The 18,577-nt window shown below is 64.4% G+C and carries 18 protein-coding genes; 11 read left to right on the forward strand and 7 right to left on the reverse strand.

What is annotated here, in order from left to right; all coding sequences use genetic code 11:
- Positions 1 to 20: 20 nt before the first annotated feature.
- Positions 21 to 914, forward strand: a complete 894-nt coding sequence (locus SKZ59_RS10615; RefSeq protein WP_319991683.1) for a LysR family transcriptional regulator — start codon at positions 21 to 23, stop codon at positions 912 to 914.
- A gap of 13 nt (positions 915 to 927) precedes the next feature.
- Here SKZ59_RS10615 and SKZ59_RS10620 read toward each other — a convergent pair whose 3' ends face one another.
- Positions 928 to 1,497 carry an XRE family transcriptional regulator gene (locus tag SKZ59_RS10620; protein WP_319991684.1) on the reverse strand — a complete coding sequence of 190 codons (570 nt, stop codon included), beginning with the start codon at positions 1,495 to 1,497 and terminating at the stop codon, positions 928 to 930.
- Positions 1,498 to 1,588: 91 nt separating this feature from the next.
- Between SKZ59_RS10620 and SKZ59_RS10625 the strand changes: the two genes are divergently transcribed.
- Positions 1,589 to 2,119: a GNAT family N-acetyltransferase gene (locus tag SKZ59_RS10625; protein ID WP_319991685.1), complete on the forward strand. Its 531-nt coding sequence runs from the start codon at positions 1,589 to 1,591 to the stop codon at positions 2,117 to 2,119.
- A 7-nt stretch (positions 2,120 to 2,126) separates the two neighbouring features.
- Here SKZ59_RS10625 and SKZ59_RS10630 read toward each other — a convergent pair whose 3' ends face one another.
- The 3 genes from SKZ59_RS10630 to SKZ59_RS10640 form a co-directional block, all read right to left on the reverse strand.
- Positions 2,127 to 3,317: a low temperature requirement protein A gene (locus SKZ59_RS10630; protein WP_319991686.1), complete on the reverse strand. Its 1,191-nt coding sequence runs from the start codon at positions 3,315 to 3,317 to the stop codon at positions 2,127 to 2,129.
- 46 nt (positions 3,318 to 3,363) lie between these two features.
- Positions 3,364 to 4,317 carry a 2-hydroxyacid dehydrogenase gene (locus SKZ59_RS10635; protein ID WP_319991687.1) on the reverse strand — a complete coding sequence of 318 codons (954 nt, stop codon included), beginning with the start codon at positions 4,315 to 4,317 and terminating at the stop codon, positions 3,364 to 3,366.
- A gap of 258 nt (positions 4,318 to 4,575) precedes the next feature.
- Complete coding sequence (locus SKZ59_RS10640; protein ID WP_319991688.1) at positions 4,576 to 5,262, reverse strand: hypothetical protein; 687 nt, start codon at positions 5,260 to 5,262, stop codon at positions 4,576 to 4,578.
- A 233-nt stretch (positions 5,263 to 5,495) separates the two neighbouring features.
- On the opposite strand from SKZ59_RS10640, the gene SKZ59_RS10645 reads away from it, so the two are divergent.
- From SKZ59_RS10645 to SKZ59_RS10685, 9 genes are all read left to right on the forward strand, one after another.
- Entirely contained in the window at positions 5,496 to 7,706 is a 2,211-nt protein-coding gene (locus SKZ59_RS10645) for a TonB-dependent receptor (RefSeq protein ID WP_319991689.1), read from the forward strand.
- 102 nt (positions 7,707 to 7,808) lie between these two features.
- The gene (locus SKZ59_RS10650) at positions 7,809 to 8,684 is read left to right on the forward strand and encodes a hypothetical protein (protein ID WP_319991690.1); all 876 of its coding nucleotides are present in this window, start codon (positions 7,809 to 7,811) and stop codon (positions 8,682 to 8,684) included.
- Between the two features lie 84 nt (positions 8,685 to 8,768).
- The gene (locus SKZ59_RS10655; RefSeq protein ID WP_319991691.1) at positions 8,769 to 9,896 is read left to right on the forward strand and encodes a HAMP domain-containing sensor histidine kinase; all 1,128 of its coding nucleotides are present in this window, start codon (positions 8,769 to 8,771) and stop codon (positions 9,894 to 9,896) included.
- A gap of 173 nt (positions 9,897 to 10,069) precedes the next feature.
- Positions 10,070 to 11,524 carry a circularly permuted type 2 ATP-grasp protein gene (locus SKZ59_RS10660; RefSeq protein WP_046685220.1) on the forward strand — a complete coding sequence of 485 codons (1,455 nt, stop codon included), beginning with the start codon at positions 10,070 to 10,072 and terminating at the stop codon, positions 11,522 to 11,524.
- A complete protein-coding gene (locus tag SKZ59_RS10665) occupies positions 11,518 to 12,462 on the forward strand; it encodes an alpha-E domain-containing protein (RefSeq protein ID WP_034748325.1) in 945 nt (314 codons plus the stop codon). The genes SKZ59_RS10660 and SKZ59_RS10665 overlap by 7 nt, the downstream gene beginning before the upstream one ends.
- Positions 12,462 to 13,271, forward strand: a complete 810-nt coding sequence (locus SKZ59_RS10670; RefSeq protein WP_128141526.1) for a transglutaminase family protein — start codon at positions 12,462 to 12,464, stop codon at positions 13,269 to 13,271. The genes SKZ59_RS10665 and SKZ59_RS10670 overlap by 1 nt, the downstream gene beginning before the upstream one ends.
- Positions 13,272 to 13,362: 91 nt before the next feature.
- On the forward strand, positions 13,363 to 14,241 hold the full coding sequence (locus SKZ59_RS10675; protein ID WP_128141527.1) for a peptidase: 879 nt from the start codon (positions 13,363 to 13,365) through the stop codon (positions 14,239 to 14,241).
- Positions 14,242 to 14,349: 108 nt separating this feature from the next.
- The gene (locus SKZ59_RS10680; protein ID WP_319991692.1) at positions 14,350 to 15,690 is read left to right on the forward strand and encodes an alpha/beta hydrolase; all 1,341 of its coding nucleotides are present in this window, start codon (positions 14,350 to 14,352) and stop codon (positions 15,688 to 15,690) included.
- Positions 15,691 to 15,793: 103 nt separating this feature from the next.
- Positions 15,794 to 16,219: a Fur family transcriptional regulator gene (locus SKZ59_RS10685; protein WP_034787417.1), complete on the forward strand. Its 426-nt coding sequence runs from the start codon at positions 15,794 to 15,796 to the stop codon at positions 16,217 to 16,219.
- Positions 16,220 to 16,224: 5 nt separating this feature from the next.
- Here the strand turns inward: SKZ59_RS10685 and SKZ59_RS10690 are convergent, their stop codons facing one another.
- The 3 genes from SKZ59_RS10690 to SKZ59_RS10700 are packed head-to-tail and all read right to left on the reverse strand — an operon-like array spanning position 16,225 to position 18,571.
- Complete coding sequence (locus SKZ59_RS10690) at positions 16,225 to 16,743, reverse strand: GNAT family N-acetyltransferase (protein WP_319991693.1); 519 nt, start codon at positions 16,741 to 16,743, stop codon at positions 16,225 to 16,227.
- Between the two features lie 44 nt (positions 16,744 to 16,787).
- Positions 16,788 to 17,576, reverse strand: a complete 789-nt coding sequence (locus SKZ59_RS10695) for a hypothetical protein (RefSeq protein ID WP_219329105.1) — start codon at positions 17,574 to 17,576, stop codon at positions 16,788 to 16,790.
- Complete coding sequence (locus SKZ59_RS10700; protein WP_319991694.1) at positions 17,573 to 18,571, reverse strand: GTP-binding protein; 999 nt, start codon at positions 18,569 to 18,571, stop codon at positions 17,573 to 17,575. Before SKZ59_RS10700 ends, SKZ59_RS10695 begins: the two co-directional genes overlap by 4 nt.
- Positions 18,572 to 18,577: the final 6 nt, after the last annotated feature.

The raw sequence follows: 18,577 nt of genomic DNA on the forward strand, positions 1-18,577 counted from the left end.
AGCCGCCTTATAATTTACCCATGGTGAATACAGATAAAGAGATGGAACTGCGGCATTTCCGCTGCGTGCTGGCCGTCGCGCACAGCCTGCATTTCGCGCGGGCCGCCGCGGAACTCGGTATTTCGCCGCCCGCGCTGACCAAGCAGGTGCAGGAAACGGAGCAGCTGCTGGGCACGCGGCTGTTCCAGCGCAGCAAGCGCGCCGTGTCCCTGACGGCCGCCGGAGAATTGTTCGTCATCGAGGCCACGCGGGCGCTGGGGCAACTGGCGCAGGCGCAGGAAGTGGCGCGGCGTGCGGGCCGGGGCGAGCTGGGACGGCTGGAAATCGGCTACGTGGCGTCGGCCGCCTATTCCGGCGTGCTGCAGGACCAGTTTGCCCGCTTTCGTGCCACCCACCCGGGCATCCACATTGGTGCGCGCGAATACGCGATGGATACCCTGCCCGGCTTGCTGGACCAGGGCCGGGTCGACCTGGCGTTCGTGCGCCCGCCCCTGCACTTGCCGGACGGACTCGACAGCGTGGTCTTGCTGCGCGACCGCTTCGTGCTGGCCGTGCAGGCCGACAGCCCGCTGGCTTCGTTTGACGTGGCGGCGCCGGCCGCGCTGGCACAGCAGGCGTTTATCGTGCCGGAACAGGAATTGGGAACCCTGGAAGTGAGCCGGCGCGGCGGCTTTGCGGCGCAGGTGGTGTCGCGCCCGGGTAGCCTGGTGGCCGTGCTGACGGAAGTGTCGCTGGGGGTCGGCTGCGCCATCGTGCCCCATTCCGTGATGGCCAGCGTGCAATTGCCGGGCGTGGTGTTCCGCGAGCTGCAAGGGCCGCAGATCAGCTCGGAAATCGCCGTGGCCTTCCGCCGCCACGAACAGGCGCCCGCCGCGCGTGCCTTTATTGCCCAGTTGCGCGCAGTAGCGCTGTAGCGCCGGTTTAAGCTTAACTATTCTTCAACACGGCCACGGCGTAGGTGCACGCTGTGGCCGTTTCATTCTTGAACACGCAGTCGGCCGGCGGCCCCAGTTCCAGGCAGTCGCCCTCGTCCAGCACGTGGCGGGTCTCCCCTTCAATGAAGACGAGGCTGCCGCTGAGCGACCATATCAGTTGTCTCCGCGATACATAGGCGGCGGCTGGCATGGCCACCACGGAGCCCGGCGGCAAGGTAATATGCACGAGGTCGAGCGGCATGTCGGACGCGGGCGACACGTGCCGCCGCAGATAGCCGCTCTGCGGGTCGATCCACACGGGCTGGTCCGCCTTGCGCAGCAAGCGCCCTGCGCACATCTCGGCGCGCGCGATCAGCTCGGACATGCTCAAGTCGAAGGCGCCCGACAGCCGCGCCAGCAAGGTGGCCGTGGGGCTGCAATCACCCCGCTCCACCTTGTGCACCATCGCGCGCGACACGCCAGAGCGGGCCGCCAGGTCCGTCAGCGACCAGCCCAGGTTTTCCCGCTCGAGGCGCACCCTGGCGCCGATGCGCTGATTCAATTCGTCTGGTTTAGTGGACATGTATCGGCTTCCATTCGGATTTTATTGGACAAGCGGTGAGCGGCAATCTATGATTTGTCCATTATAGTAGACGCTTGACGAGGAGAGCAACATGCAGATACGCGATGCCCATGCGGGCGATATCGAGGCCATACTGGCCATCTACAACGATGCCGTCAGCAATACCCTGGCCATCTGGAATGAACGGACGGTCGATGCGGCCAACCGCGCCGCCTGGCTGGCCGACCGCCAGCGGGCCGGCTACCCGGTGCTCGTCGCCATCGATGCCGAGCAGAATGTCGCCGGCTACGCCTCGTTCGGCGACTGGCGCCCGTTCGAGGGTTTCCGGCATACGGTCGAGCATTCCGTGTACGTGCGCGCCGATCGCCGGGGCGCCGGCGTCGGCAAGGCCTTGATGGTGGAATTGATCGCGCGGGCGCGCGGCCTGGGCAAGCACGTGATGGTGGCGGGCATCGAGGCGGGCAATGCCGGCTCGATCGCCCTGCACAAGCAGCTGGGTTTCGCGGAAGTGGGATTGATGCGCCAGGTGGGCACCAAGTTCGGCGCCTGGCTGGACCTGGCGTTCCTGCAGCTGCAGCTCGATACGCGCAGCGATCCGGACGGCATCGCGCCGCCCGGCTAAGCAAGCATCAGGGATCGATCTCCGGTGGCGGACGGCGCAGCGCCATATGTTCCCACACGGCCACCAATACCAGCACGCAGCTGGTGATGCAGGCCAGGGTCAAGGGCGAATACAGGCGGCCGTAGGCCATCGGGATCAGCGCCAGGATGATCAAAATGCCCAGCAGATGCGACAGCGGCGGCGCGGCGCGCTCGCTGCTGACCCATTTGAACAGCGCGTTGCCCAGCAAATACAGGATCGGGCCGCCCAGCAAGGCGCTGATGCCGGCAAAGCTCGCTTCGTCCGGATGCACGAGGGCCAGTTCATCGGCCACGGCGCTGACGATCACGCCGCCCACGATCAGCACGTGGATATACGTGTAGGCCTTGCGGGCGATGCGGCCCGGGTCTTTCGAGTGAGCGATGCGGTGGTGGCCCGCCTCGGCGCCCGTGTCGAAATAAATCCACCACATGGCGATGCTGCCGACCAGGGCCGACAGGAAGCCCAGCCAGTTGGCGGCCGTCCATTCCAGGCCCGCGAACGTGGCGCCCGTCACCAGCAACGATTCACCGAGCGCGATGATGACGAACAGGCCGCAGCGTTCGGCCATGTGGCTGCCATCGACGTCCCAGTCGGCCGTCGTCGAGCGGCCCAGGCCCGGCAAGCCGAACTGCATCCAGGGACCGGCCAGGTCGATCGCCAGTGCCAGCATCCACCAGAAGATGCGCTCTTCGGGCGACGCCATGCCCCCGGCGATCCAGAAGATGCCGGACAACACGGCCCACAAGGCGATGCGCTGGAAATTGCGGCGGCGCGACAGCGCTTCATGGCGCACGGCCCACCAGGCAAACAGGGGCCGCCCCACCTGCATGGCGACGTAGGCGCCCGCAAAAGCCAGGCCCCGCGTGCCGAACGCTTCGGGGATCGAGGCCGACATGATCAGGCCGCCCAGCATCAGCGCGAACAGGCAGATGCGCACGGGAATGCGCTCGGGGTCGAGCCAGTTGGTGATCCACGACGTGAAGATCCACACCCACCAGACGGCCATCAGCAGCAAGCCAGTCTGCAGCCAGCCCATGGCGCTCAGGTGGGCCAGCAAGCCGTGCGACAGTTGCGTGACGGCAAACACGAACACGAGGTCGAAGAACAGCTCGATCATGCCCACCTTGCCGCTGTCCAGCCCGCCGCGCGTGCGCAACAGCGATTTTCTTAATTCCATAGCTACTCTTTCATTCATGCTTGATTAAAACGGTTGATCCTGGACTTTATGGCTTTACTTGTGTCAGCAAGGGCAAGCCGGCGAAGTGCGCGGCCAGGTTATCGACGACCAGTTGCCCCATCGCGTGGCGCGTTTCCACGGTCAGGCTGCCCACGTGGGGCGTGAGCACGACGTTGGGCAAGGCGCGCAAGGCGGTCGGTACGCGCGGTTCGTCGGCAAACACGTCGAGACCGGCAGCGCCCAGGTGGCCATCCTGCAAGGCGGCGATCAGGGCGTCTTCATCGATCAGCGCGCCACGGGCGATATTGATCAGGGTGCCTTGCGGGCCGAGCGCGTCGAGAATGGTGCGGTCGACGATCCTGCGCGTGGCGGGCGTGCCCGGCGCGCAAACGATCAGGTAATCGCTTTCCTGCGCCAGGGCCAGCAGCGATTCCGCGCGCGGCACAGTAGTATCGGCAATGGCGCGCGGCTGGAAGTAGCGGACGTGGACGCCGAAAGCGGCCAGGCGCAGCGCGATGGCCTGGCCGATCTGGCCGAAACCGAAGATGCCGGCCGTCTTGCCGCGCAGGCTAGATGCGGGAGCGATGGCCTCGCGGCGCTCCCAGCCGCCGTCGCGCACGAAGCGGTCGAGCGCCACGATATGCCGCGCGCTGGCCAGCAACAGGGCCAACGCCACGTCGGCCACGTCGTCCGTCAGCACGTTCGGCGTGGTGGTGACGGCGATGCCCCGTTCGCGCGCCACGTCGAGCGCCACGCCATCGAGACCCACGCCATTGACGGCGACAATTTCCAGATTCGGCAGCAAGCCCATGTCGGTGGCATTCAATCCCAGCGCGCCCGTCGTGACGACGGCGCGGATAAGCGGCGCGCGCTCGGCCAGCCAGGCGTGGCGTTCGTCCGCCGGCACTTGCCAGGCGTGATGACAGGTGTATTGCTGTTCCAGCTGCGCGTTGACGGCAGCCGAAGGGCTGGGAGCGAGGATGAGGAGGTCGGGTGGCATGGGCGTCCGGGTCGGTGTCGGCAGGATTTGCAGACGCAACTTAGCATATTTGATGCCACGCCGGGGGTGACTGCCCTATTACCGCCCCTAAAACCCTGCCCGGCGCACGGTCTTTTCCCGCGTGGGCCTACCCCATCGAATCGTAGGTCGGCTTAGCCCAACGGGCGTAAGCCGACGTGCGCCGCCACGCAGCATGTCAGATTACGCTGCGCTAATCTGACCTACAGCTAATCTGACCTGCACAGCCTTCCATCCGACTCAACCCGGGCAAGGCACTCTTTTCACCTTGCCGCCTGTCTTGAACGGGTCGGCGCCCGCGCCCGGGTTCGCGTCGAGACCAAAGCACGTGGCCCCGCCGGCGCTGACGACGCGCGTGGCGGGCCGGCCATCGGCCGTCAGGTATTCCTCCACGCGGATGACGGGGCCGCCGCGCCAGGCTGAGGCGACCAGCTTCTGGAAAGTGCTTTCGCTCTTGAGTTCGGCCGTGGCCAGCCACGGCTTGTCTTGCCTGGTTTCGCCGCGCAGGGCCTTGTCGGCAGCGCCTGCGGCCAGCCGGGCGCGCGTGCGCAAGTCTCCGGCGGACGGTACCGTGGCGGGTGCGGCGGATGCGGCAGGCAATTCCTCGGCGGGAACGGTGATGATTTCTGCGGCCACGGCGGGCGGCGCGGCAATTGCGGACGGTACTGTAGCCCGCGCGCGCGGCATGGGAGCCGGCATCGGCAGCGGCAAGGCCAGCGGCGGCGTCGGCGGCGCTGGCCGGGGCGGCAGCAAGGTCATGAAGGCCACTTCCGTGTATTGCTTCAGTTGCCGCGCCGGCAGCAGCAGAAAATACAGGCCCAGCGCATGCATGGCCAGGATCAGCGCGACGGCCGCGCCTTTCAGGCTCAAGCCCCGCCGTATGCGCAGGCGCATGGAAGCGGACGGTAGATGGCGGAGCAATGGCATGCGGTTTCCTGTGGGCGCCGGGCGCGATGGCCCATTCTAGCGAAACTTGACCATAGGCATTAATAAATCCACAAGGTACCGTCTGGCGCGCCTTTTTGCGCCAGATTCCGCCACCCTCACTTGCGCCGTGTTGTACAAATGGCGACTTTTTGATCACTTTCTCACACTTTTTCACGCTGTGCGCCGCGCTGGAATATAATGATAATCATTCTCATTAATATCCAAACAACACCATGCGCTCCTTCCACCTCGTCCCTACCCCGTTCGCCCTGGCCGCCTTCCTGCTGGCCAGCGCCGCCGCCCACGCCCAGAACACGCCGGCAGACAGCGGCGCGCAAACCATGCCGACCGTTGTCGTCAATGCCTCGGCCGATGCGTCGGCGGAAGGCTTGTCGAAGGCGTATGCGGGCGGCCAGGTGGCGCGTGGCGGGCGCATGGGCATCCTCGGGTCCGTGGACATGATGGATTCGCCATTTGGCAGCACCAGTTATACCCAGCAGTTCATTGCCGACCAGCAGGCGCGCAGCGTGGGCGACTTGCTGCAGAGCGATGCGGCCGTGCGCATGTCGCGCGGCTATGGCAATTTCCAGGAAGTATATGTGATCCGCGGTTTCGCCCTCGATTCGGACGACGTGGCCTACAACGGCCTGTATGGCGTGTTGCCGCGTCAATATGTATCGCCGGAATTGCTCGAGCGCGTGGAAGTGTTCCGTGGCGCCAGCGCCTTTCTCAACGGCGCGGCGCCGGGCGGCAGCGGCATCGGCGGCGCCATCAACCTGATGCCCAAGCGCGCCGGCAACACGCCGTTGACGGAATTGACGGTGGGCATGGAATCGGGTGGCCACGCTTACGCGGCCATCGACGTGGCGCGCCGCTTTGGCGCGAACCAGGAATTTGGCGTGCGCGTCAACGCCGCCAAGCGCCAGGGCGAGACCAGCATCCAGCGCGAAGACCACGACGTGGGCATGTTTTCCGTCGGTCTCGATTATCGCGGCCGCGGCTACCGCCTGTCGGCCGATGCCGGCTACCAGAATTTCGATCTGACGGCGCCGCGCCCTTCCATCAACACGGGCAGCCTGACGGCCTTGCCGGGCGCGCCCGATGCGTCGAAGAACTTTGCCCAGCCGTGGAGCTATTCGAAGGAACACGACGTGTTCGGCACGGCGCGCGCCGAAGTCGACCTGGCCAAGGATGTCGTGGCCTGGGCCGCGTTCGGCAGCCGTTCGACGAAGGAATCGAACAGCCTGGCCCAACCGACGTTGAGCTCGCTCAATGGCGATGCCAGCGTGTACCGCTTCGACAATGCGCGCAAGCAGGAAATCCGCACGGGCGAACTGGGCATCCGCGGCAAGCTCACGACGGGCGCCGTCCGGCACACCCTGGTGGCCAGCTGGTCCGGGCACTGGAACGAGGCAAAGAATGCGTATGCGATCAGCGACTACGCGGGCTTGCCGACGAATATTTACCATCCGCTGGACGTGGCCATGCCGCCCACCCTGGCCGCCAACTCGGGCGGCGTGATGAGCGACCCGCGCCTGACGCAAAAAACCATCCTCAGCAGCTACGCCGTGGCCGACACCATGGCCTTCCTCGACGACCGGCTGCTGCTGACCGTGGGCCTGCGCCGCCAGCAGATCCGCGACGCCGCGTATGCCTACGGTACGGCCGTACAATATTCCAGCTATGACAAGAGCGCCACGACGCCCGTGGCCGGCATCGTCTACAAGGCCAGCAAGAACGTGTCGCTGTACGCCAACTACATCGAGGCGCTGGTCAAGGGTCCCGTTGCCAGCGGCACCTATTTTGATGGCAAGAATGACGTGCCACTGAGCAACAAGGGTGAAGTCTTCTCGCCCTATAAGTCGAAGCAGAAGGAAATCGGCGTCAAGTATGACGGCGGCAGGCTGGGCATGAGCGCCGCCCTGTTTTCCACGGCCAAGCCTTTGCCTGCCGTGGTCGGTTCACGTGCCACCCTGTCGGGCGAACAGCGCAACCAGGGCCTGGAACTGTCCATCTTCGGCACGCCGATGGCGGGCGTGCGCCTGCTGGGCGGCCTGACCTGGCTCGATACGGAACAGCGCAAGACGGACAAGCCGGCCAACAATGGCAACAATGCCATCGGCGCGCCAAAGACACAGCTCAGCGTGGGCGGCGAATGGGACGTGCCCGGCGCGCCCGGCTTGAGCCTGAACGCCCGTACCGTCTACACGTCGACGCAGTATGCGGATCTGGCCAACAGCAAGCAATTGCCATCGTGGACCCGCGTCGACATCGGCGCGCGCTACCTGACGCAGCTGGCCGGTCATGACGTAACCTTGCGCGCGCGCATCGACAACGTGGCCGACCGCAGCTACTGGGCCTCGGCCGTCTCCTCGTTCGACGCCGGCAGCCTGGTGCTGGCCGCGCCGCGCACCTTCGTCGTCTCGGGCAGCGTGGCGTTCTAACTGAGCCTGCATCAGCCTGCGACCAAGCTGTCCCTTCCCGGGGCAGCTTTTTTTTCGCGTGCGTGCCTGTGCCGCAAGCGGCGCTTCGGCGACAATGCCCCCATGAAACGATACCCTGCCCTGCTGCTCTTGCTCTGCCTGTCCCTGCCGGCCGCCGCGCAGAAGCAAGCGGCCTGCCCGTATGCCGCCTGGAAAAGCGGCTTCAAGGGCGATGCGCGGGCGCAAGCCACGTGCTTGCTGCGCCCCGTCAAGTTGTATGCGCGCCTGGGCGAGAGCGTGCCGCTGCCCGAGTTTCTTGCCGCCCGCATCGGCCAGCGCACGGGCATCGCGCCAACCAGGCTGCGTGCCTGGCTGGCGCAGCAATCGATCAGCGAAGCGGACGTGGGCGGCGCCGTTGATGCACCGTTGTCGCGCGCCGTAGGCCGGCTGGCCGCGCCCATGGCCCGCTATTTCGTCATCCACGACACCAGCTACCCGAATTTCCTGCTGGAGCCCATTCCCGGCCATATCAACGACGCCAGCTGGGATTTCAACGACTTTACCTTGCGCAATCCGGCGCTGGGCGGCGGTCCGAAAGGCCATGTGTACGTGAACCGCCTGGGCGGCTCGCTGCAAGTGCGCGACTTCGGCACGGCCAGCTACGCCAGCAAACTGGAGAAGGACAAGCCGTCGCTGACGGGCCTGTTCCTGCACGTGGAACTGGTGCAGCCGCGCAACTCCGTGCCCGGCGGCGGCAAGGGCAACGACGGGCTGGCGCCCGATCCCGGTTTTACGCCTGCGCAATACGAACGGTTGGCCCTGCTGTACATCGCCGCCAGCGTGCGCAAGGGCACGTGGCTGATCCCCGCCTTCCATGCCGTGCTCGATACGGGCTATGCGAATGGCCATGACGATCCGCAGAACTTTTCGCTGGAGCAATGGGATACAGCCCTCGGTCATTTGAGCACCGTCATGACAGGCGCCGACGTGCCAAATTGAACACCACCCGCGCGCCGAATTGGAGGATACTTTAGCTCCCGCCGTTGCACTGCGCGGATGCCGAGCTGTCCAAGGGGAGCTGCGATGACCTATGCCTCTGACCAGAAAATGCATGTACTGGACATGCCCGCGCGCACGCGGCGCATCTTCAGCATGCGCGATGCCGTGCTGACGCAATGGGAACACGAGGTGCGCGCCAAGGTGCGCGGCGCCGATGCCTTGCTGACACCCATCTTGATCAATACCTTGCCCGCCTTCTTCGACAACCTGGCCGAAGCGCTGACGCCAGGCTATCCGCGCGACAATGCCACCAGCCATACCAATGCCCCTGCCGTGCACGGCAACGAACGGGCGCGCATGACCAGCTATGGCCCGGAGCAAGTGATCCAGGAATACCAGATCTTCCGCGACTGTTTCGCCGATGCGGCCCTCGACGCGGGCGTGCCGCTGCGGCGCCGCGACTGGAAGGTGATCAATGCCTCGATCGATACGGGCATCCGCGAAGCCATCCTGGAATTTACGGCCATGCATGAAAGCTTCCAGCGGCGCATCGCGGCCGGCCTGTCGCACGACATGCGCAATCCCCTCTCCGTCATGCTCAACAGCGCCCAGCTGCTGCAGCGGCGCGCGCAGCAGTTCGACGTGCCGGCCCTGGCGTCGAAAATCATCGAACACGGCAAGCGCCTCGACGACATGATCCAGGAATTGCTCGATACGCTCAGCTACCACCGGGGGCAAAAGCTGCCGCTGGTCTTGCATCGCTTCGATATCCTGCCGCTGGCGCAGCAGGTGGCCGACAGCGTGAATACGGGCCATCCGGGCAAGTGCCAAGTCACGGGCGCGTCCGTCACCGGCTGGTGGTGCGAAAATTCGCTGCGCCGCGCCCTGGAAAACCTCGTGGGCAACGCCCTCAAGTATGGCGACGACGGCCCCATCCATATCCACATCAACACCCTGCGCGAACGCATGATACTCACCGTGCACAACACGGGCAGCACCATCGCCCCGGAGCAGACCGAGCGCATCTTCGAATACCTGCGCCGCGAACACCAGGGCAGCGCGCCCGGCTGGGGCATCGGCCTGCCCTTCGTGCAAAACGTGGCGGAAAGCCACGGCGGCAGCGCGCTGGTCGACAGCGCGCCGGAAACGGGCACCACGTTTACCATCGACCTGCCCATCGATTGCCGGCCCTTCGTCACGCCGGACGCCTGACCTTGCCGCCACCTGCCCCAACACCGGCATTTTCCGCGCAGTAACGCACCAATACGGTGCGGATGACGGTTTTACGCCACAAAAATGGTCATTTTTTACATACTTTCGGGTGCGCGGCACTGGCACGATTTCTGCTGAGCTATAGTCAGACACGGCTCAAGGGAAATCACAACATGGCAAATTTTTTCAATGAAATGACTGCAAATGAAGTGGGTACGGACAGCAAGGTACGTGAACACTATCGTGAATTCAGCAACTGGCTGGAGCAGCAATCCCCCGAGACCATCGCCCGCAAGCGGGCCGAAGCCGACCTGACGTTCCGCCGGGTCGGCATCACGTTCGCCGTCTACGGCGACGATGCCGGCACGGAACGCCTGATTCCGTTCGACACCATCCCGCGTATCATTCCCGCCGCCGAATGGGCACAGATGCAGACGGGCCTGGTGCAGCGCGTGCAAGCTTTGAACATGTTCATCCATGATATTTATCATGAGCAAAACATCATCAAGGCGGGCATCATTCCTGCCGAGCAAATCTACAAGAATGCCCAGTACCGCCCGGAAATGCAGGGTATTTCCGTCGCCTCCGACATTTACGCCCACATCGCCGGCGTCGACATCGTGCGGGCCGGACAGGGCGAATTCTATGTGCTGGAAGACAACCTGCGCGTGCCCTCCGGCGTGTCCTACATGCTGGAAGACCGCAAGATGATGATGCGGCTGTTCCCGGAACTGTTCGCCCGCAACCGCATCGCCCCCGTCGACCATTACCCGGACATGCTGCTCGACAACTTGCGCTCGGTCGCGCCCATGGGCGTCGATGACCCCACGGTCGTCGTCATGACGCCGGGCATGTACAACTCCGCCTATTTCGAACATGCATTCCTGGCCCAGCAGATGGGCGTGGAACTGGTGGAAGGCAAGGATCTGTTCGTCAACGACAACTCGGTGTACATGCGCACGACGCGCGGCCCCAAGCGAGTCGACGTGATCTACCGCCGCGTGGACGACGATTTCCTCGACCCGCTGGCTTTCCGCTCGGACTCGTCCCTGGGCGTGCCGGGCCTGCTGTCCGTCTACCGCGCCGGCCGGGTGACCCTGGCCAACGCCATCGGTACGGGCGTGGCCGACGACAAGTCGATCTACCCGTTCGTGCCCGACATGATCAAGTTCTATCTGTCGCAGGAGCCGATACTCAACAACGTGCCCACGTACCAGTGCCGCAAGAGCGCCGACTTGTCCTACGTGCTGGCGAACCTGGCGCAACTCGTCGTCAAGGAAGTGCATGGCGCGGGCGGCTACGGCATGCTGGTGGGGCCGGCTTCGAGCGCCGCGCAGATCGAGGACTTCCGCCAGCGCCTGCTGGCCAATCCGGGCGGCTACATCGCCCAGCCTACACTGGCCCTGTCCGCCTGCCCCACGTATGTCGAGGCCGGCATCGCGCCGCGCCATATCGATTTGCGCCCGTTCGTGCTGTCCGGCAAGACGATTTCCATGGTGCCCGGCGGCCTGACCCGCGTGGCGCTCGGCGAAGGCTCGCTCGTGGTCAACTCCTCGCAAGGGGGCGGCACCAAGGATACCTGGGTACTGGAAGCCACTTCCGCTTTTGCAGGAGAGAAAACATGCTGAGCCGCACCGCCGATCATTTGTTCTGGATGGCCCGCTACACGGAGCGGGCGGAAAACACGGCGCGCATGCTCGACGTTAACATGCAGACGTCGATGCTGCCCCAGTCCGAACAGGACGCGGAGCAAGGCTGGCGCGCCACCCTGGGTATTTCCGAGCTGCAAAGCGCGTACGACCACAAATATGGCCGTTTTCATACGCGCGACGTGCTCGACTTCATGGTGCGCGACCCGAACAATCCGTCGTCCATCCTTGCCTGTCTGACGGGGGCGCGCGAAAACGCCCGCGCCGTGCGGGGGACTTTGACGACGGAAGTGTGGGAAATCCAGAACGCCACCTGGCTCGACATGCAGAAGCGTTTGAAAAGCAATCTGCTGGAAACGGACCCCAGCCAGTTCTTCGAGTGGGTCAAGTACCGTTCGCACCTGTCGCGCGGCGTGACCCTGGGCACCATGCTCAAGGATGAGGCCATCCATTTCATTCGCCTGGGCACCTTCCTCGAGCGGGCCGACAACACGGCGCGCATCCTCGACGTGAAATTCCACGGCGCGCGCGACACGTCGAAAGACATCACCCAGCGCGATTTTTACTACTGGGCGGCCCTGCTGCGCTCCGTGTCCGGCTTCGAGATCTACCGCAAGGTCTACCGCGATGTGATCACCCCGGCACGGGTGGCGGAATTGCTGATGCTGCGCGGCGACATGCCCAGGTCGCTCCTGGCCTGCATGGATGACGTGGTGGAAAACCTCAAGCATATCCGCAACGATGTGTCGGCTGATACGGAACGGTTTGCGGGCAAATTGCACGCAGAACTGAAATTCGGCCATATCGACGACATCATGAAGGCGGGCTTGCACCTGACTCTGACGGAGTTTCTGGAAAACATCTATGACTTGGGCAACCGGGTCAGCCGCGACTTCCTCGTTCCCTTGGCGGCCTGATGCAGCTCACCATCCGCCACGAAACCCATTACGCCTACAGTGCGCCGCTGGCCTACACCATCCAGCAGCTGCACCTGACGCCGCGTATCGAGCCGCAGCAGCGGGCCCTGTCCTGGCAAATCACGACGCCGGGCCAGTGCCACGCCTACACGGATGCCTACGGCAACTTGTCGCACATGCTGACGATTAACGGCAGCCATCACTCCCTGAGCCTGGTGGCGCATGGCGTGGTGGAAACCATCTACCCGCACAAGGGACGGCTGAACCTGATCGACACCTTGTCGCCCCTGTTGTTTACCATGCCGACGCCGCTAACGCAGGCCGATCCCGCCATTCTCGACCTGGCGGCCGCCAGCCTGCCGGACCGGAGCGTGACGGCGGGCACGGGCCATCTGCTGCGACTGGCCGAGCACATCGTCGGCAAGGTCGCGTATGAAAGCGGCGCCACCATGGTCACCACCACGGCCGGCGACGCGCTGGCCCTGGGACGCGGCGTATGCCAGGATCACGCCCACCTGTTCCTGGCCTGCTGCCACGCCTGGGGCATCCCGGCCCGCTATGTGTCCGGCTATATCGATCCGGGCACGACGGGCCATGCGGCCAGCCATGCCTGGGTCGACGCATGGGCCGAAGACAGGGATTTCGCGGGCTGGGTCAGCATCGACGTCACGCATGCACGGCTGATGACGGATGCGTATTGCCGCCTGGCCATCGGGCGCGATTACGATTCGGCGGCCCCCGTGCGCGGCGTGCGCCAGGGGGGCGGCACGGAAACCTTAAGAGTCGATGTGCAGATCGTGCCCGTGTAAACAGGCAGGAATGAGGCTGGCCGGGCCTTGCCAGCGGTATGCCGGGCCCGGCTGGTGTAAAATGCTTCCCCTTTTGATTTGATTTACGACGATGACTTATTGCATAGGCATGCGCCTGAACGAAGGCCTGGTCTTCCTGTCCGACTCCCGCACCAATGCCGGCGTGGACCAGGTGGGCACCTTCCGCAAGATGAGCGTGTTTGAAAACCCGGGCGACCGCATGCTGGTCCTGATGACCGCCGGTAATTTATCGATCTCGCAGGCGATCCGACAGATCGTCTCGGAACACGTGGACGCGGATGGCCGCAGCATCTGGAACGTGGCCAGCATGTACGATGCGGCCCGTATCGTGGGCGAAGCCGTGCGCACCGTGCACCTGCGCGAAGCGAAGGCCCTGGCCGACTGCGGCATCGATTTCAATGTCAGCATCATATTAGGCGGACAGATAGGCGCCGAGCGCTGCCGATTGTTCCAGGTGTATTCGGCCGGCAACTTCATCGAATCGCACGATGAAAACACGTATTTCCAGATCGGCGAAGCGAAATATGGCAAGCCCATCATCGACCGCGTCATCAATCCGTTCACGCGCCTGGACGAGGCGGCCAAGTGCGCGCTGATCTCCATGGATTCGACCTTGCGCTCGAATATTTCCGTCGGTTTGCCGCTCGACCTGCTTGTCTACGAGACGGGCAGCCTGGCCGTCACGCGCTTCGTCACCATTGACGAAAAGAACCAGTATTTCCGCATGATCCGCGACACCTGGGGCGAACAATTGAAACAGGTGTTCGAAGGCATCGTCGATCCCGTGTGGAACGCGGCGCCCGAGACGACGACGAACGTGCTGTCGTCTGCCAATATGCACAGCAAGCCCGTGCGCGTGGCCATTCCCGAGCACGTGAGCCGCGGGGGCCTGACCGTGGCGCCGCTGCAATCCTTGGCGCAGCAGTTCAGCGACGACAAGCAGCATTGATCTGCCGCGCACCGCCTGCGCGCGGTGCTGGACAAGTCGCTTTTCGCGTGCTTTTATGGCAATATGGGTTGATATTTAATCCAGATTGACCTGAAAGGCAGGTAGCGCATGGACTTGATCACTTCCGCCGTCGTGGCGGCCATCGGGCATGGCGCGCCCGGCCATGCGCCCGAAGCCGTCGCCAGCCACTATGAGCGGCTCAAGCAGGCCATCGCCAAGTTCGACAGCGCCGCCGCCATCCTGGCCGCCATCGCCGCGCTGGAAGCCGAGCCTGCCAATACCCAGCTGCAACTGGCCCTGTCGGCCGCCCTGTCCAGCGCCAAAGTGCCGGACGACATGGAAACCCTGTTTGCCGCGCAAGGCTTGCTCGATGCGGTGCAGCGGCCTTTGCCCCAGGCACCCGACGTGGAAGCGGCGCCCGCCCCGGCCGATAAAAGCGCCGTCGTGTCGAATTATGCTGTAGTCAAAGTATATTTCGCCACGGACCGCCAGCGCGACGTGGGCAAGCCGCCGGCCCAGCGCTTCAGCGGCGAACGCAACATCCTGGGCGGCAATGGCCCGCTCAGCTATGGCAGCTGCGACATCAGCATCCCCCGCGACCACCGCATGGGCCAGCTGGAATCGCCGTCGCTGTGGCGCCTGGAATTTCGCGACGACCCGGCCAAGCACGTGGTGGTGCTGTCCGCCGAGGTGCAGGACCGCGACAACTTCTTTGCCGCACTCAAAACCCAGATCCGCGCCTCGGCCGATAAAAGCGCCTTTCTCTTCGTGCACGGCTACAACGTGAGTTTCGAGGATGCGGCGCGGCGCACGGGACAGATGGCCTACGACCTCGGTTTCGATGGCGCGCCCGTGTTCTACAGCTGGCCGTCGCGCGGCGGCGTGGCCGGCTACACCATCGATGAAAACAATATCGAATGGAGCACGCCCCACATGACGGCCTTCCTGGCCGACTTTCTCGCCAGCACGGAGGCGGCGCAAGTCTATCTGGTGGGCCACAGCATGGGCAGCCGTGGCCTGGCGCGGGCCGTGGCCGACTTGCTGGCCGCGCAGCCGCAGCTGGCGCAAAAGATCACGGAAATCATCCTGTCCGCACCCGATATCGACGCGGCCATCTTCAAGCACGATATCGCGCCGAAACTGGCCGGCGCGCGCAACCCCGTCACGTTATATGCCTCATCGCAAGACCTGGCTCTGGCCGCCTCGAAGGCCGTGCACGGCTACGCGCGCGCGGGCGACAGCGGCGCGGGCATGCTGATCGTGGCGGGCGTGGAAACCATCGACGCCACCGGGGTCGACACGAGTTTCATGAAACACACGTATTTCGCGGAAAAGCGCTCCGCCCTGTCCGACATGTTTTATCTGATACGCAACCATGCGCGCGCCGACCAGCGCTTTCTCGACCCCGTCGACACGGCGGCCGGCCGCTATTGGACGTTCAAACCGTGACGCCGTTCCATCCGGTGCGGCACGCATGCTAAGATACGGCCCAGAGGGTGGCAACGGGCACGGCGATGACGCCGCCAGCCGATCCCCCGCAAGCAGGCCTATCATGTTGACATCATCTTCTACACCGCAAGCCGAATCGCTGATCCGCAACACCAACGCCCGCGTCACCAAGACGCGCGTGAAGGTGCTCGACTTTTTAATGGCGCAAAGCCGTTCGCTGACCCACCATGAAATCCAGCAGGCGCTGTCGCAGGACAGCGATATCGATTCCGTCACCCTGTACCGGGTGCTGGAATGGCTGACGGAAAATGAACTCGTGCACCGCATCGCGGGCGCCGACCAGGTGTGGCGCTTCAGCGCGGGCGCCGGCCATCAGGCGCACGAGCACGCGCATTTCCAGTGCACCAAATGCGCGAACGTCACCTGCTTCAACGAAGTCAAGCTGCCGCCGCCCGTGCTCTTGCCGGAAGGCTTCAGCGGCGGCGAAGTCGATTACCTGATCAAGGGCCTGTGCCCGCGCTGCAAATAGCGGTATCACTTCAGCAGCAAGGCCAGGTGATGCTCGTCATAGAACAGCTCACCGACGCGCATCGAGCGCGGCTCCGTGCCATACGCGATAAATCCCAGCGATTCATACAGCCGCAAGGCGGCATTGTTTTCCGCATTCACGCTCAAGTGCACTTGCATGATGGCAGGGTCGCGTTCGGCCTGTTCGATGCAGGCGTTGACAAGCCGCCGCGCCACGCCCTTGCCCCGCTGCGTCACGTCGACAAACACGCCCCACAGCAAGGCCTTGTGCGACAACTGGCGCATCCTTTCGCGCTGCAATCCGGCAAAACCGACGAGACGTTCGCCATCGAAGGCACCAAAACCGCGCTGAAAGGCGCCGCCGGCAATGCGCTGCGCATGTTCTTCCGGCGTGCGCGCCAGCTCGTCCTCGCGCGATGAAGAAAACGAGCTGGGCGAATCGAGGATGGCGCGCAGGCGCAGCGCGCAAAAGGCGGTGGTGTCGGCTGGCGTCAGCAGGCGGATGACGATATCGGGTGCGGGCATGGTGGAATCCGGCAGTTTTTTCCCATTATACCCACGCCTCCAGCTCAGGCACGCACGCGGCGCAAACCCAGCAAAGTCCAGCCGTACAGGGTGGCCATCAGCAGCACCATGGCCGCTCCCAGGGCCGCCGTCCAGCTTTCCGGCAGCGACCACTCGGAGTCAAGCTTGCCGGCCGCCATGTATCCAGCCATCGCCATGCAGATGGCGACGATGGGCCAGCCCAGGCGGCGGCGGAAGGCGCGCACGATGTCTGCCTGGCCCGTGCGCATGACTTTCGCCGTGACCCAGCCATCGAAGGTATCGGTCACGCCCATGCCCACGGCGAACACCGTGCCTGTGAGCAAGGCCGGCTGCATGCCGCCCAGCGCGACGGCCGCGTAACCCCAGGCGGCCGCCTGCAGGGCCGTGTCGAACACGAGCGCGAACAGCATGCCGACGAGGATGGCGGCGAGCGGTCCCGAAGCGCCCCGCAGCGCCCGCGGCAGCAGCCGGCCGCGCACCTCGGCCAGTTGCTCGCCGGCCAGCAAGCTGCGCGCATTCATGCCGGCGATGAGCAATAGCAAGGCAATGGGCAGCCATTCCAGCCAGCCGAATACTGCCTCCGACGGTGTAAATTGCTGCGACGCGACGGCGGCGACAGCGACGATGGCCAGCACGGTGACGCCATGGCCCAGCGCAAACAGCGCGCCCATCCACGGCGCCCAGCGCGGCGCTGCGGCCTGGCTGCGCAAGGTCAAGCCATCGACGGCGGCCAGGTGATCGGGTTCCAGCCCATGCCGCATGCCGAGCAGGAAAATCAGAGCCAGGGCGGGCAAGCCCGCTTCCACGCTCATGCCGCCACCTCGCTTACGCTGGCCGTCACGCAACGGTCCAGGCCGCGTATCAGCATATCCTGCGGCAAGTCGTGGCCAATAAAGATGATCTTGCTGGCGCGCGTCTCGCCGTCGCGCCACGGCGCGCCCAGCTCCGAGCCCATCAGCATGTGCACGCCCTGGAACACGGCGCGGCAATCCAGGTCGGCAACATACAAAATCCCCTTGTAGCGCATCAGCTGGGTGCCGAACAGCTGCACCACAGCATCGAGAAAATTTTCCACCTGCAGCAGATCGAGGGGCTGGGACTGATGATAGACGAATGATTGCACGCCGTCGCCATGGCGGTGTCCCAGTTCTCCCAGGAAATCCGGCTCCAGCTCGACGATGGCGTTCAAGTTGAAACCGCGAATATTCAGGATGTCGCGCAGCGGCACATTGCCAAAGCGCACTTTCTGTATGCTGGCGCGGCCATTGATGGCGACCAGGCGCTGGCGCAACGCGGCCAGCTCGTCCTTGCTGACCAGGTCCGTCTTCGACAACAGGATGCGGTCGGCAAAGCCCACCTGCTCCTGCGCTTCCTTGTGCGCCGTCAATTGCTGCTGCGCGTGGCGCGCATCGACCACCGTCAGGATGGCGTCGAGCATGTAGTACTCGCTGACGGAGGGCTCCGCAAAGAAAGTTTGCGCCACGGGCCCGGGCGCGGCCAGGCCCGTCGTTTCGATGATCACGTGGTCGAAGGCAATGGTTCCTGCCGCGCGCCTGGCCTGCAGTTCACCGAGGATGCGGATCAAGTCGCCGCGCACGCTGCAGCAGATGCAGCCATTGTTCATTTCCACGATCTGCTCGTCGCTATCTTGCACCAGCAAGCCATGGTCAATGCTTTCGGCGGCGAATTCGTTTTCGATCACGGCGATGCGCACGCCGTGATCGCCCTGCAATATGCGCTTGAGCAAGGTGGTTTTCCCGCTGCCGAGAAAACCCGTGATGATGGTAACGGGGATCAGTTCTGTCATAGTGCT

It is taken from the genome of Janthinobacterium sp. GMG2 (genome assembly GCF_033949445.1).
GTDB lineage: Bacteria > Pseudomonadota > Gammaproteobacteria > Burkholderiales > Burkholderiaceae_D > Janthinobacterium > Janthinobacterium aestuarii.